The sequence below is a fragment of the Solwaraspora sp. WMMD937 genome (assembly GCF_029581175.1).
Lineage (GTDB): Bacteria > Actinomycetota > Actinomycetes > Mycobacteriales > Micromonosporaceae > Micromonospora_E.
Map to the genome: position 1 here is coordinate 3,737,504 of NZ_CP120738.1, position 14,575 is coordinate 3,752,078.

General features: G+C 70.7%; 14 protein-coding genes. 9 read left to right on the top strand and 5 right to left on the bottom strand.

Annotation, left to right across the window (positions count from 1 at the left end):
* The first annotated feature begins 48 nt into the window (after positions 1 to 48).
* From O7621_RS16415 to O7621_RS16435, 5 genes are read left to right on the top strand one after another with little or no spacing between them, the layout of a single operon-like run.
* Entirely contained in the window at positions 49 to 1,377 is a 1,329-nt protein-coding gene (locus O7621_RS16415; protein WP_282234622.1) for an aminotransferase class III-fold pyridoxal phosphate-dependent enzyme, read from the top strand.
* Positions 1,374 to 2,432 (top strand): NAD-dependent epimerase/dehydratase family protein, encoded by a 1,059-nt coding sequence (locus O7621_RS16420; RefSeq protein ID WP_282230071.1) that lies wholly within the window; start codon positions 1,374 to 1,376, stop codon positions 2,430 to 2,432. The genes O7621_RS16415 and O7621_RS16420 overlap by 4 nt, the downstream gene beginning before the upstream one ends.
* A 47-nt stretch (positions 2,433 to 2,479) precedes the next feature.
* Positions 2,480 to 3,469 carry a decaprenyl-phosphate phosphoribosyltransferase gene (locus O7621_RS16425; RefSeq protein ID WP_282230072.1) on the top strand — a complete coding sequence of 330 codons (990 nt, stop codon included), beginning with the start codon at positions 2,480 to 2,482 and terminating at the stop codon, positions 3,467 to 3,469.
* Between the two features lie 56 nt (positions 3,470 to 3,525).
* Positions 3,526 to 4,572, top strand: a complete 1,047-nt coding sequence (locus tag O7621_RS16430) for a glycosyltransferase family 2 protein (RefSeq protein ID WP_282230073.1) — start codon at positions 3,526 to 3,528, stop codon at positions 4,570 to 4,572.
* A complete protein-coding gene (locus O7621_RS16435) occupies positions 4,569 to 5,768 on the top strand; it encodes an endonuclease/exonuclease/phosphatase family protein (protein WP_282230074.1) in 1,200 nt (399 codons plus the stop codon). Before O7621_RS16430 ends, O7621_RS16435 begins: the two co-directional genes overlap by 4 nt.
* Positions 5,769 to 5,775: 7 nt before the next feature.
* Here O7621_RS16435 and O7621_RS16440 read toward each other — a convergent pair whose 3' ends face one another.
* Positions 5,776 to 5,955, bottom strand: a complete 180-nt coding sequence (locus O7621_RS16440; protein ID WP_282230075.1) for a hypothetical protein — start codon at positions 5,953 to 5,955, stop codon at positions 5,776 to 5,778.
* Between the two features lie 106 nt (positions 5,956 to 6,061).
* Between O7621_RS16440 and O7621_RS16445 the strand changes: the two genes are divergently transcribed.
* Positions 6,062 to 7,597: a PQQ-dependent sugar dehydrogenase gene (locus tag O7621_RS16445; RefSeq protein ID WP_282230076.1), complete on the top strand. Its 1,536-nt coding sequence runs from the start codon at positions 6,062 to 6,064 to the stop codon at positions 7,595 to 7,597.
* A gap of 65 nt (positions 7,598 to 7,662) precedes the next feature.
* Here the strand turns inward: O7621_RS16445 and O7621_RS16450 are convergent, their stop codons facing one another.
* Entirely contained in the window at positions 7,663 to 8,007 is a 345-nt protein-coding gene (locus tag O7621_RS16450; protein ID WP_348775320.1) for an AbfB domain-containing protein, read from the bottom strand.
* A complete protein-coding gene (locus O7621_RS16455) occupies positions 7,961 to 8,245 on the bottom strand; it encodes a hypothetical protein (RefSeq protein WP_282230077.1) in 285 nt (94 codons plus the stop codon). The genes O7621_RS16450 and O7621_RS16455 overlap by 47 nt, the downstream gene beginning before the upstream one ends.
* Positions 8,246 to 8,766: 521 nt before the next feature.
* Here O7621_RS16455 and O7621_RS16460 point away from each other — a divergent pair.
* Positions 8,767 to 10,320, top strand: a complete 1,554-nt coding sequence (locus tag O7621_RS16460; RefSeq protein ID WP_282230078.1) for a family 43 glycosylhydrolase — start codon at positions 8,767 to 8,769, stop codon at positions 10,318 to 10,320.
* 88 nt (positions 10,321 to 10,408) lie between these two features.
* Entirely contained in the window at positions 10,409 to 11,938 is a 1,530-nt protein-coding gene (locus O7621_RS16465) for a family 43 glycosylhydrolase (protein WP_282230079.1), read from the top strand.
* A 51-nt stretch (positions 11,939 to 11,989) separates the two neighbouring features.
* Here O7621_RS16465 and ribA read toward each other — a convergent pair whose 3' ends face one another.
* A complete protein-coding gene (ribA, locus tag O7621_RS16470) occupies positions 11,990 to 12,697 on the bottom strand; it encodes a GTP cyclohydrolase II (RefSeq protein ID WP_282230080.1) in 708 nt (235 codons plus the stop codon).
* A gap of 134 nt (positions 12,698 to 12,831) precedes the next feature.
* On the opposite strand from ribA, the gene O7621_RS16475 reads away from it, so the two are divergent.
* Entirely contained in the window at positions 12,832 to 13,524 is a 693-nt protein-coding gene (locus tag O7621_RS16475; RefSeq protein WP_282230081.1) for a dihydrofolate reductase family protein, read from the top strand.
* A 35-nt stretch (positions 13,525 to 13,559) separates the two neighbouring features.
* On the opposite strand, the gene O7621_RS16480 is transcribed toward O7621_RS16475, so the two are convergent.
* The gene (locus O7621_RS16480; protein WP_282230082.1) at positions 13,560 to 14,567 is read right to left on the bottom strand and encodes a lysylphosphatidylglycerol synthase transmembrane domain-containing protein; all 1,008 of its coding nucleotides are present in this window, start codon (positions 14,565 to 14,567) and stop codon (positions 13,560 to 13,562) included.
* Positions 14,568 to 14,575 lie beyond the last annotated feature (8 nt).

Below are 14,575 nucleotides of genomic sequence, written 5' to 3' on the forward strand. Positions count from 1 at the left end.
GTGCACGACCTGTACCGCCGGCACGTGAACAAGGGCCAGGTCAGCCTGATGACCTCGTTCGGGTTCGGCCGGGAACTCGCCGACCGGGCCGAAGGCGCCTACATCCACACCCGCGACGGCCGGCGGATCCTCGACTTCACCGGCGGCGTCGGGGTGCTCAACCACGGCCACAACCATCCGCGCATCGTGGCTGCCCGACGCCGGTTCGCCGAGCGGCAGCGGATGGAGGTGCACAAGACCTACTTCTCGCCGTACCTCGCCGCGCTGTCACACAACCTGGCCGCCGTCCTGCCCGGCGACCTCGACATGTCGTTCCTGCCGAACTCCGGCGCGGAGGCCGTCGAGGGCGCGGTGAAGCTGGCGTACAAGTACCACGGCGGGCGGCGCAACACGATCCTGCGCAGCGACATCAGCTTCCACGGCAAGCTGCTCGGCTCCGGCAGCCTCACCGGCAGCACCCAGAACCACTTCGCCTTCCCCGGCATCCCCGGGGTGGTGTCGTTCGACTACGACGACCTGGCCGCCGTACGGGCGGCGGTGGAGGCCAGCCGCGACCGCAAGGGCCGCAGCGACGTGTACGCCATCCTCATCGAGCCGTTCAGCGCCTCGACGATGCGGTGGTGCTCGGAGGAGTTCCTGCGTGGCCTGCGTGAGCTGTGCACCCGCGAGGACATCGTGTTGATCTTCGACGAGATCTACACCGGATGGGGCAAGACCGGGACCATGTTCCACTTCATGCGCTACCCCGGGCTCATCCCCGACGTGGTGACCACCTCGAAGTCCTTCGGCGGGGGAAAGTCGTCGATCTCGGCGTACGTGGCCCGGCGGCGGATCTTCACCAAGGCGTACGGCAGCCTCAACGACGCGCTGTTGCAGAGCACCAGCACCACCTACTACGGCTTCGGTGAGGAGACCGCGACCGCGATCGAGGCGATCAACGTGGCGGTCGACGAGGACTTCCCGGCCCGGGCACGGGCCATCGAGCGGGTGCTCGCGCCGGGACTCGCCAGGATCGCCAAGGAACATCCCGACGTGGTGACCGAGGTACGGGGTGCCGGTGCGCTCTGGGGCGTCTTCCTGAACAGCGCCCGCTCGCTGGACCTGGCGGCCAGGGTCGCACCGGGCGGGCTCGCCAAGGATCCGCAGTTCGGCACCAAGCTCGTCACCTGTGCGGTGATCAACGCCCTCTACCGCGACCACGACATCTACAGCTACTACACACTCAACGGCAGAAACCCGCTGGTGGTGGGGCCACCACTGGTCGTCGAAACCGCCGAGGTCGAGCACTTCCTCGACTGCCTGGACCGAACTCTCTCACTCGGCATGACCCGGCTGCTGGCCCGCTTCGTGGCCGAGAAGGTGTCGTCGCTGTGGTGAGTGGGGCTGCGGCCGGGACGGTGACCGTGACCGGCGGCAGCGGCATGCTCGGTGGCAACCTGGTGCGGTCCCTGGCCGGCGACGGATGGCAGGTACGCAGCGTCGACCTGCGGCCACCCGCCGAACCGGTGCCCGGCGTCGACTACCTGACCGCCGACGTCCGGGACGCAGCCCGGGTCCACGCGGCGCTGCGCGGTACGGACGTGGTGGTGCACACCGCCGCAGCGCTGCCCAGCTACCCGGAACCCGAGATCCGTTCGATCATCGTGGACGGCACCCGCAACGTGCTCGACGCCGCCCGGGCGGTCGGCGCCGACCGGGTCGTGCACATCTCGACCACCGCCGTGTACGGGCTGCCCAGGCAGGTACCGACCACCGAGGACCACCCGCGCTGCCCGGTCGATCCGTACAGCCGGGCGAAGGCCGCCGCCGAGGAGGTCGGTGAGCGCTCGCGGGCCAGCGGGATGTGCGTGCCGATGCTGCGACCGAAGACCTTCCTCGGCCCTGGCCGGATGGGCCTGTTCGCGATGCTGTTCGAATGGGCCGAGGAGGGCCGGAGCTTTCCGGTGCTCGGCCGGGGCGACGTGCGGATCCAGATGTTCGCCGTGGAAGACCTGGTCGACGCGGTCCGGGTCGTCCTGCACGCTCCCGCCGACCACGCCAACGACACGTTCAACCTGGGCGCGGCCGAATTCGGCACACTGCGCGAGGACTTCCAGGCGGTGCTCGACGCGGCCGGGCACGGCGGGCGGGTGGTGTCGATCCCGGCGCGCCCCGCCGTCGCCGTTCTGCGACTGCTCGAACGGCTGCGGCTGTCGCCGGTGTACGGGCGGCTCGTCCACAAGCTGTGCAACGACTCGTACGTCAGCATCGACAAGGCCGGCGAGGTCCTCGGCTGGCGGCCGCAGTACTCCAACCGCGACGCGATCCTGCGTACGTACCACTGGTGGCGAACCAACCGCGCCGCCGCACCCGCTGGCGGCCCGTCGGCCGGTCGGACCAGCCGGGATCCGTGGAAACAGGGCGTCCTGAGCCTGGCCAAGGCCGTCTTCTGAACCGTCCGGTAGCTCACCCCACGCCTCCACACCCACCGGAGCTCGTCGTGACCATCGCCATCGACCAGCCCATCGGCACCGGTCCCACCGCCGGGCCCAACCCGACCCCACCGCCGGCCGGCGCCCGCCGGCCCGGCCTGCTGACCGACCTGATCAGTCTGATCCGTCCGCACCAGTGGGCGAAGAATCTGCTGGTAGTTCCGCTCGCCCTGATCGACGCACCGGCGTTGGGGCCGGGACCGCTGGCCCGGATCGGCTGGGCGGTCGTACTGTTCACCCTCGCCTCGTCCCTGGTGTACGTCGGCAACGACGTCTACGACCGGCACCGGGACCGGGCCCATCCCACCAAACGCCACCGGCCGATCGCCGCCGGTCGGATCAGTGTCGCGGTGGCGTACGCCGTCGGTCTTGCCCTGGCGCTGCTGCTGGCCGCCGCGGTGCTGCTCGGGCCGACCATCGCCTGGTGGCCGATCGCCGGCTACCTGGTACTCAACCTGGCCTACAGCTGTGGCCTGAAGCACCTGCCACTGGTCGACGTGTGCGTGGTCGCGGTCGGCTTCGTGCTGCGGGTCGTCCAGGGTCAGCTGGCCGTCGGCGCACCGGTCGGCCGGTGGTTGCTGGTCGCGGTCTTCGCCCTGTGCCTGCTGTTCATCCTCGGCAAGCGGCGGCACGAGGTGACCGTCTCCGGCAGTGACCACCGGCCGTCGCTGCGCGGGTACTCGGTCCAGTACCTCGATCACCTCATCGTCTTCTGCGCGGTGCTGACCGTGGTCGCCTTCCTGTACTCCCTGCAGGAGACGGTGGCCGACCCGTACACCGGTCTGGCCCTGCTCGGCTCGGTCCCGTTCGCGTTCTTCGCTGTCGCCCGGTACCTGCAGGTCCTGGTGGTCGACGGGGACGGCGGGGAACCGACCCGGATTCTGCTGCGCGACCGGGTCATGGTCGTCAACGCCCTGCTGTGGGGCGTGCTGCTGGCCGGCACGCTGCTCGCCGCGCACTACGCCGTGCCGCTCGATCTCACCGCCCGGCTGCGCTGACCGACGGGCGGGCCCACCCTCAGCCGACTACCGCCCCAACCCGACAAGGAGCAGCAATGGCCGACCCGCTCGTGTCCGTCATCATCCCGAACTACAACTACGGCAACTCCATCGGCCGGTGCGTCGACGCGGCGCTGGACCAGACGTACCGTCCGATCGAGGTCATCGTTGTCGACGACCACAGCACCGACGACTCACTGGCGATCGCCCGGCAGCGGGCCGTCACGGTGTTGCGGACCGCCCGCAACAGCGGCGTCGCGGTGGCCCGCAACATGGGGGCCGCCGCGGCCCGTGGCGAGATCCTGTTCTTCGTCGACTCGGACGTGGCGCTGCGGCCGGACGCTATCGAGACGGCGGTCGCCGAACTGCGTGCGCATCCCGAGTACGGTGCGGTCTGCGGCATCTACGAAGATGAGCCGCTGATCCGCGACAGCGTGGTGGAGCAGTGCCGGGTGCTGCAGGCGTACTGCTGGCGGATGGCATCGCTCGGCGAGGTCAGTTTCCTGTTCTCGTCGCTGACCGCGATCCCCCGGCGGGTGTTCGACGAAGTCGGCCCGTTCAATCCCCGGCTGCGCCAGACCGAGGAGGTCGACTACGGGCAGCGGATGTCCACCCGCTACCAGATCCGGGTCACCGACGCGGTCCGGGGCTGGCACGACGACGACGACAAGCTGCTGCCGCTGATGCGCAAGCTGTTCCGCCGGGCGCGGCTGCGGGTGCCGCTGTTCGCCCGGCGTCGGCGCTTCGCCAAGGGCTTCGAGAGCGCCTCACGTTCGCTCGCCGCGCTCGCCGCGCTCGGTGTGCTGGCCAGTCTGCCACTGGTCGTGCTGAGCCCGTGGGCGTTGCTGGCCACCGGGGCGCTGCTCGCGGGGATGCTCGCCGGTGACGCCGCGATGTACCGCTACGTGCTGCGCCGGCGCGGCGCGGGCTTCCTGACGGTTTTCACCGCCGTCGCGTTCGCGACCAACGTGGCCATCTCCACCGGCATCGCGGTCGGCGTCCTGCAGTGGCTGGTGTCGGGCCGGTTCCGCCGGTTGTACGACGCACAGTGGCCGTCCACCGCCGTGCCGGCCGCTCCGACGGCGACCGGGACACCGGCATGAGCCACCTGCTCGCCGCCGCTGGCGGCGCGGCCCGGACCGCCGCGCCGCCAGCGGCCCCAGGGGACGGACCGGCGGGCGGTACGGCGGGCCGCGGTCCCGGCGGCCACCGGCGTCGACGTTGGCCACCGCGTACCCGGCTGGTGTTCGCCACCGTCGCTGGCTGGAGCCTGTTCCTCGCGGTGTTCCTGACCCTCACCGGTACGCAGTGGTGGTGGCGTCCGTTCGAGCTGATGCCGCCGCTGCTGTTCGTCGCGGTGCCGCTGCTGCTGGCACCGCTGACGCTGCTGGCCCGCCCGGTCCGCGCCCGGCTCGCCCTGGTTCTCGTCGGTTGTCTGGTGCTCGGCGCCGACCTGGCCGGGCTGAACGTGCACGCCCTGCCGGGCGGACGCGACACCGCTGCGCCCGTCCCCGCCGACGCGGTTCGGGTGTTCGCCTGGAACACCGAGTACTGGCACGACGGCGACGACCCGGAGCGGTTCTACGCCTACCTGGCCGATCAGCGGGCCGACGTCTACCTGCTCAGCGAGCACGTCGGCTGGGATCTCGCCGGGCACCGTCCGGTCCGCGTCGACCACCGCGCCGAACTGCGCGAACGGTTCCCCGACTACCAGATCGTCGCGGTCGGCGAGCTGCTGACGATGTCCCGGTACCCGGTGGTACGTCACCACGCGCTGGACGCCACGCCTTACCTGACCGACCGACGGCTGGGCGGTCCGCCGCCCGGCTCCGATTTCGCCGACTACTACCGGCACAAGATCCTGCGGACCGACCTGCTGGTGGGTGGGACCGTGTTCTCAGCGTACAACGTGCACGTCCCGGTGCAGCTGGACGTCTCGATGGACCCGCGACGGCCCGAGTTCACCGCCTTCATGCGGGCGCAGGAGATCCGTCGGCAGGCCCATCACCGGGCGGTGGTGGCCGACCTCGCCGGCAACCCGGCACCGGTGCTGCTGGCCGGCGACTTCAACGCGACAGCGGCGATGGGCGAGTTGCGTGCCCTCGGCCGCCGGCTGCGGGACGCGCTCCCCGCCAGCCAGCAGATCCACCCGGTCTCCTGGCCGGACGGGAACATCCCGCTGTGGCGGTTGGACTGGGCGTTCACCGCCGGTCCGGTCCGGGTCCACGACTATCGGATGGTGCCGGGCCGGGGGATGAGCGACCACCGGGGACAGCTCGTCACCGTCTCGGTGAGCTGAGCGGATGTCAGCTGGCCGCGATGCCGGCTGCCGCCAGCTGGCTGTCCACCTCGGGTGTCCGGGCGACCATGCCGCACCGCTCCAACAACCGGCGAGCTTCGCCGAGCAGCCTGCCGGCCGCGTCCCGGTCCCCGCGTGCGAGCTCGGCACGACCCAGGGCGTACGTCCGGATCGTCGACCGGACCAAGGACCGGGTGAAGTCCGGCGGTGAGGGCAGGCGGTGAGGGCAGGCGGTGAGGGCGAACTGATTGGTATATTCGCATGCATCGATCAATTGAGAGGTGTGTGTGCCCATGAAGCTCAGAACCGTGCTGGGGGCCGTACTCGCCGCCGGCCTCGCCGTGACAGGTGTCGGCGTCGCCGCGGCGGCCGGCGCCGCTCCGGCCGCCGGTGACCGGGCAGCCGACCCGATCGGCGCGAACGCCCTCGGCGACTTCGACTTCTCCCGCCCTTCGGTGGCCGCGACCGGACTCCAGGTGCCGTGGGGGATGGACTTCCTGCCCGACGGCAGCGCGCTGATAGCCCAGCGCGGCACCGGCCAGGTGGTCCGGGTGCGGCCCGGCCAGCAGCCGCAGCCGGTGGTCACGATCCCCGACGCGACCCCGGTCAGTGAGGGCGGTCTGCTCGGGCTCGCGGTCTCGCCGACGTTCGCGCAGGACGACTACGTCTACGTCTACTACACCACCACGACCGACAACCGGATCGCCCGGTTCCGGCTCACCGCACCGCAGAACCGGCAGCCGATCCTCACCGGGCTGGCCCGGTCGGCCATCCACAACGGCGGCCGGATCGCGTTCGGCCCCGATGGCATGCTCTACGCTGGTGTCGGTGACGCCGGGCAGACCTCGCACGCGCAGAACCAGCAGAGCCGCAACGGCAAGATCCTGCGGATGCGCCCGGACGGCGGCGCTCCGGCCGACAACCCCTTCCCGGGGTCGCTCGTCTACAGCCTCGGCCATCGGCACGTCCAAGGGCTGGCCTGGGACGCACAGGGCCGGCTCTACGCCACCGAGTTCGGACAGAACGCCTGGGACGAGATCAACCTGATCGTCGCCGGTGGCAACTACGGCTGGCCGATCGTCGAAGGTCGGGCCAACGATCCCCGGTTCCGCGACCCGCTGCTGGTCTGGACCCCCGCCGAGGCCTCGCCGAGCGGCGCCGCGATCGTGGGGAACCGGCTGTACGTCGCCACGCTGCGCGGCAACCGGCTGTGGAACGTGCCGCTCGACGGGTCCGGCGGCGTCGGCACCCCGAGCGCCGAACTGCTCGGCAGTTACGGGCGGCTACGTACCGTGGAGTACGGACCGGACGGCTGGCTCTGGGTGACCACCAGCAACCGGGACGGTCGGGGGCAGCCAGCCGCCGACGACGACCGGATTCTGCGCTTCCCGCCCCTCGACGCCGTGACCCCGCCACCCACCACCGCCCCTCCGACGACCGCACCCCCTACGACCGCACCTCCGACCACGCCACCGCCGCCGACCACGGCCCCGCCGACCACCCCGCCGCCGAGCGGTAGCTGCCAGGTCTCCTACCAGGTCAACCAGTGGGGGAGCGGGTTCACTGCGGACGTACGGATCACCAACCGCGGCGCGTCGCGCAACGGCTGGACACTGACCTGGACCTTCGCCGGCAACCAGCAGATCACCAACGGATGGAACAGCCAGATCAGCCAGTCCGGTCAGGCGGTGACCGCCCGCAACGCGGCGTGGAACGGCAATCTGCCGACCAACGGCACGGTCAGTTTCGGCTTCCAGGCCACCTACAGCGGCAGCAACCCCAGCCCGACCGACTTCCGGCTCGACGGGACCGCGTGTCAGGTCGGCTGAACAGGTTCGGGACCGGCGTCCGGCCGTGGTGGGGTTCCCGCCCACCCCGGCCGGCGCCGGCCGGCTCAGTGGCCGACGTGGAACGTCGCGTCTTGGCGGTCGACGGCCGACGAGCCGCTGGAGATCGGGTCGAGGCGCAGGACGTAGTTGGCGTGCCGGACGTAGCGGTCGGGCAGGTTGTGGGACCGGAACGAGGTCCAGGCCCCGTCGGCCAGACCGGGCGTACGGTGGAAGGTCGCGTCCGCGGCGAACAGCGACGAGCCGTCGTCGACGGCCAGCACCAGCTCGTAGTCGGCGTGTCGTAGGTACCTGTCGGCTAAGTTGTAGGACTTGATCCGGTTCCAGCCGGGTGCACCCAGCGGGCTAGCAGATTGGTCTGATCCGTGCGGTGATCGGGGCGATGGTGAGATGTTCGGCGTTCAACGGCTGGATGTACTGGGCCTTGTTCGGCGCCGACCAGCTGTTGCTGCCGACGTTGCCGCTGCGCCAGGTGTACGGTCCGCCGTTGACTACTCTGCTGGTGTAGTTCACGAAGAACGAGTCCCGGTTGCCGCTGCGGGCCGAGTAGACGATGCCGTACTGGTCGCGGCCGGCATCCCGGAACGCCTCGGGTGCCCAGGTGTGGGTGGTCATGGAGTGCATGCGCACCCGTCGGTACCCGGTGAAGCTGCGCAGGTCGGCCGAGTCCCAGAGGCTGCTGGGTGAAGTCCTTGCCGTTGAGGTCGGTCGCGATCACCGCGAACGTGCCGTCCTGCCTGCGCATGACGAACGGGTCTCGCAGGCCGTGCGTCCCAGCGGTGGGGCCGACACGCTCTACATTGGCCGGTACTAGCAGGGTGCGTTGCCGAATGTTGTCGTTAACATTGACATCGGTCAAGAGCTTCTCGTGGCTGGTGTTGCAGAGAATTTGCATAAGAGCTTGGTAAAGCTTCCTTGATCTGGTGGTGGTTGCTCTGCCGGATCTCTTGACATCCATGGTTGTTATCGCAAACATCATCGATACGTCCGGGCAAGACGCCACACCCGTCGCCGGGGCCGCCAGCGGTCCAGCCGGTCGGCGCGGGTGGCACCCCTCGCGCGCGCGACCGGTCCGTCCTCCGGTCGCGCGGCCTGTCGCGACCTCGTCGAGCCTGTCGGGGTCGCGACGGCCCGACGGAAGGAACCTGGTCATGTCCACACTTCCCGCACCCCCGGCAGCTCCGGTGCCGACCACAGCCCGGCGACGTCGCACGTCCATCCGGCGCAGGCGGCCCCCGCTGCTCGCCGTCGGGCTGGTCGCCGGCGTCCTGCTGGCCGGCGGCGCGATCGCCGCCGCGCCGCCGGTCGCCTCCGCCGCCACCGTCGACACCACCGCCTGGTACGTGCTCGTGGCCCGGCACAGCGGCAAGGCCCTCGACGTGTACGAGCGGGCCACCGGCGACGGCGCGCAGATCGTGCAGTGGTCGCGCAACGACGGCGCCTGGCAGCAGTGGCAGTTCGTCGACGCCGGCAACGGCTACTACCGGCTCAGGTCCCGGCACAGCGGCAAGGTCCTCGACCTTCGCGACTCGTCGACCGCCGACGGCGCGGACGTGGTCCAGTGGACCGATGTCGGCCGGACCAGCCAGCAGTGGCGGCTCGCCGACTCCGACGCCGGTTACGTACGCCTGATCAACCGCAACAGTGGCAAGGCTCTCGATGTGTGGGAACGCTCGACCGCCGACGGTGCCCGGATCAGCCAGTGGACCGACTGGAACGGCGCCAACCAGCAGTGGCAGCTGGTCCGCGTCAACGCCCCCGGCACACCGACGACCAATCCGCCCACCTCGGCGCCGACCCCCACCCCCGGCAACCCACCCGGCTCCTACCCGGACCCCATGCGGGTCACCGGGGACACCGGGGTGCACGATCCGAGCATGATCCGCCGGCCCACCGGCGGCTACCTGATGGCCCACACCGGCAACGACGTGGCGCTGAAGACGTCCACCGATCGGATCAGCTTCCGCAACGCCGGGTCGGTCTTCCCCGGTGGCGCGCCGTGGACCACCCCGTACACCGGTGGCAGCCGCAACCTGTGGGCACCGGACCTGTCGTTCCACAACAACCGGTACTACCTGTACTACTCGGCGTCGACATTCGGTTCGAACCGGTCCGCTATCTTCCTGGCCACCAGCTCCACCGGCACCTCCGGCAGCTGGACCGACCAGGGGCTGATCGTCGAGTCACAGAGCTCGGACAACTTCAACGCCATCGACCCGAACCTGATCGTCGACGACCAGGGCCGTTGGTGGCTGAGCTTCGGGTCGTTCTGGTCCGGCATCAAGATGATCGCCATCGACCCCGGTACCGGCCGGCGGTCCGGTTCGGCCATGCACAACCTCGCGGGTCGCGGCGGCGGCGCGATCGAGGCACCGACGCTGGTCAAGCGCGGCAGCTACTACTACCTGTACGTCTCCTTCGACCGGTGCTGCCAGGGGGCGGCCAGCACGTACCGCGTGATGGTCGGCCGGTCGACCAGCGTGACCGGTCCCTTCACCGACCGGTCCGGCAACCTGCTCACTGCGGGCGGCGGCACCCAGATCCTGGCTGGCCACGGCGGTGTCAACGGACCGGGCCACCAGGCGGTGCTCGCCGACGCCGACGGCGACTACCTCGTCTACCACTACTACGCGAACAACGGTGCCGCGTTGCTCGGCATCAACCGGATCGGCTACGACGCGGCCGGCTGGCCCTACCTGTACTGACCGCCCACGCCTACCGCCGCCCCGACCTGCGGGCGTTCGCTGTCGGCGCACGCACCGGTGCCGACCCCGACCACGCGAAGGAGTACCGATGAGACCCATCCCCCAACCGTGGCCTGTCCGGAGCCGGCGCCGCCGGCCCTGGCGGGCCGGTACCGCCGGCGCCGTCGTACTGGCGGTGGCCGCCGCGGTGACGGCGGTGGCCGCACCCGCCGCCGTGGCGGCGACCGCCGACCCGAACATCTACTACGTGCTGGTCAACCGGCACAGCGGCAAGGCACTCGATGTGTACGACCTGGCCACCCACGACGGCGCGGCAATCAACCAGTACGCCCGCAACGACGGCGCCTGGCAGCAGTGGCGGTTCCTCGACGCCGGCAACGGCTACTACCGGGTGCAGTCGCGGCACAGCGGCAAGGTCCTCGAACTGCCCAACGCCAACGACGGCATCCAGCTGATTCAGAACGCCGACCGGGGCGACACCCGGCAGCACTTCCGGCTGGCCGACTCGGCCGGCGGCTACGTGCGACTGATCAACCGGCACTCCGCCAAGGCCGTCGACGTGTGGGAGTGGTCCACAGCGGATGGCGCGATGGTGTCGCAGTACCAGGACCTCGACGGCTACAACCAGCAGTGGCAGATGGTTCCGGTCGACACGGCCGGCACGCCGCCGGCCGGGACCTTCACCAACCCGATCAAGCGCAACGGCCCGGACCCCTGGCTGCAGTACCACGCCGGGTACTACTACCTGGCCACCACCACCTGGAACTCGACGATCACCATGCGTCGCTCGGCCACGCTCGCCGGGCTGTCCAGCGCACCGGACCAGGTGGTGTTCAACCTCGCCGGGCGGCCCAACGGCTGCTGCAACATGTGGGCGCCGGAGTTCCACCTGATCGACGGGCCCAACGGGCCGCGCTGGTATCTGTACTACGTGGCCGGGCAGAATGTCGCCGACTTCAACCCGACCCAGCGGCTGCACGTACTGGAGAGCGCCGGCACCGACCCGATGGGGCCGTACACCTTCAAGGCCGATCTCGGCAGCGACTGGCAACTCGACGCCAGTGTGCTGCGGGTCAACAACAACCTCTACCTGCTCGGCACCTACAACGCTGGCAGCAACGGGCAGAGCCTGTTCATCACCCCGATGAGCAACCCCTGGACGCTCAGCGGCTCCCGGGTCCGGCTCACCTCGCCCACCTTGAGCTGGGAGCGGCAGACCCATCCGGTGACCGAGGGCCCGGAGCCGCTCTACCACAACGGCCGTACAATGATCATCTATTCGGCGAGCGCCTGCTGGGGCCCCGACTACAAGCTCGGCATGCTCACTCTGACCGGGAGCAACCCGCTGAGTGCGTCGTCGTGGACCAAGCATCCCACCCCGGTGTTCCAGCGCAGCGACGCCAACGGCGTCTACGCGCCGGGCCACAACGGCTTCTTCACCTCACCGGACGGCACCGAGGACTGGATCGTCTACCACGGCAACGACTCGGCGTCCGGCGGCTGCGACATGAACCGGTCCACCCGGGCCCAGAAGTTCACCTGGAACGCCGACGGTACGCCGAACTTCGGCACCCCGGTCCGGCTCGGCGTCACCCTGCCCGCTCCGTCGGGCGAGTGACCGCCGCCGCACCGGGCCGATGAGCTGTCGATCTGCCGGTGACCGGCTCCGTCAGTCGGTCACCGACAGATCGATGGTGTGTGCGGCGTGGTTCGCCTTGGCGGCCAGGTAGCGCATGTTCGCCGCCGAGACGTGCACACCGGTGCGGATCTGTTCGGTCACCGTGACCCCGAGCCCGGTGAGCTGCGCCGCCTTGTCCGGATTGTTGCTGAGCAGGGCCACCCGGTGCACGCCGAGCGCGAGCAACATCTGCGCCGCGACCGTGTAGTCGCGTTCGTCCTCACCCCGGCCCAGCGCCACGTTCGCCTCGAACGTGTCCAACCCGGCGTCCTGCAGCGCGTAGGCGTCGAGCTTGGCGTACAGCCCGATGCCCCGCCCTTCCTGCCGCAGGTAGAGCAGGAAGCCGCCGCGGGCGGCGATCCGCTCCACCGCCTCGCGCAGCTGCGGGCCGCAATCGCACCGTTGGCTGCCGAACACGTCGCCGGTCAGGCACTCACTGTGCGGGCGTACCAGCGGTGGGTCACCGCCGTCGTCGGCCGGTTCCAGTGCCCGGTCCCAGTCGCCCAGGCCCAGCGCCACGTGCTCGCGGCGGTCGGCCAGACCGTCGAAGGTGAAGACCCGGGCGCTGGCGGTGTAGCCGTCGGGGAACCGCAGCGGCACCGTGACCTGTCGGCGGACCGTCGCCGTCGGCGCGGGACCCGTCCCGTTGGTGGCGGCGAGCTTACCGTTGACCGGAGCGTGGGGCGGCGGTTCAAGCATCGTACGTCCTATCGGTGATGTGCTGCACAGAGCGTCGGCACCGGTCCGGCCGGCACCGACACATGAGCCGTACGGGAGAATGTGTGCCGGCCTCGCATGCAGGCTATCTTTCGGTCGTCGAGGAGGTGCCATCAGTGGTTGAGCGACCGTACGTCCTGCTCAGCTGCGGCATGTCGATCGACGGGTATCTGGACAACGCGAGCGGGCGGCGTCTGCTGCTGTCCAACGACGCCGACTTCGACCGGGTCGACGCGGTACGCGCCGACTGCGACGCGATCCTGGTCGGGGCCGGCACGGTGCGCCGCGACGACCCTCGGTTGCTGGTCCGGTCGGCGGACCGCCGGCGTCGGCGGGTGGCCGCCGGCCACCCACCCACCCCGATGAAGGTCACCGTCACCGGCAGCGCCGACCTCGACCCGCAGGCGCGGTTCTTCACCGTCGGCGACGTCGACAAGGTCGTGTACTGCGCCACGGGGAGCCTGGACAGCGCCCGCAGCCGGCTCGCCGGGCTCGCCACCGTCGTCGACTGCGGTGACCCGGTCGACCTGCGACGGGTCGTCGGTGACCTGCACGTCCGGGGCGTCGGCCGGTTGATGGTCGAAGGCGGCGGACGGGTGCACACCCAGTTCCTCACCGCCGGCCTGGCCGACGAACTGCACCTGGTGGTCGCCCCGATCTTCGTCGGCGACTCCCGGGCACCCCGGTTCGTCGGCGACGGCAGCTTCCCGTGGCACGCCGACCGGCGGGCGACGCTGGTCGAGGTCCGCCAGATCGGCGACGTGGCCCTGCTGCGCTACGCCCTGTCGTCCCGGTTCGGCGAGCAGTAGCCGACCAGCCCGTCCCGCCGTCACGTTGCTGGCCGTCACGTCGCCGGACGTGGTCGCAGCCGCAACGGCGGCCGCTGCCGGACCGCCGGCAGCCGACGTACCCAGCGGACCGCCAGCACACCGGCACCCGGCAGGCTCGCCGTCAACGCCAGCAGGCCGTACACCACCGCGACGGTCAACCCGAGGCCCGCGCCGAGCCCGGCCGCACCGAACGCCCACGCGGTCACCCCTTCCCGCGGTCCCCAGCCGCCGACATTCAACGGCACCGCCATCGCCAACAACGCCAGCACCATCAACGGTGCCAGCTGGTGTAGCGGCGCCGTCGACCCGGCGGCGCGGGCCGCGACCAGGAAGGTGGCGAGGTGACCGGCCAGCGCGGCTACCGACAGCAATGCCACCCCCGGCCAGGTCCGTCGGGCCAGCAGACCGCTGCGCAGGTCGGCAACGGTCCGCCCGACCGCGCGGGTCCACCAGGACCCGCCGGACCCGGCGGCTGCCGTTCGACGGACCCGTGGCCGACGGCGGCGTACCGCCACGAACAGCGTCACCACCAGCGCCGCCGCCGCGACCATGGCCGCCGCGACCTGAGCCGCGGTGACCAGCCGCGCGGGTGCCGGCACCGGCAGCGTCAGCAGCACCCCTGCGGCGACCGCGAACAGCACCAGCTGACCGGCGGTCCGCTCCAGCACCACCGCGCGTACCCCCCGGCCCACGTCGGCCACCTCACGGCCGTGCCGGACCGCGCGGTGCACGTCACCCAGCACCCCACCGGGCAGCGCGGCGTTGAGGAAAATCGCCCGGTAGTAGTCAGCGACCGCCCCGGCCAGCGGCAGCGCCAGCCCCATCCCCCGGGCGACCAGACACCACCGCCAAGCGCTGCAGACCGTGGTCAACAGCCCGATCCCGACCGCCAGCAGCAGCACCCGCGCGTCGATCACCCGTATCCCGTCCAGGAACGCGTTGGTGCCGAGCCGCCAGACCAGCAGCCCCAGGATGGTCACCCCACCGGTCAGTCGCAGCCAGCCCCAGACCTTGCCCTTCACTGTGCGTC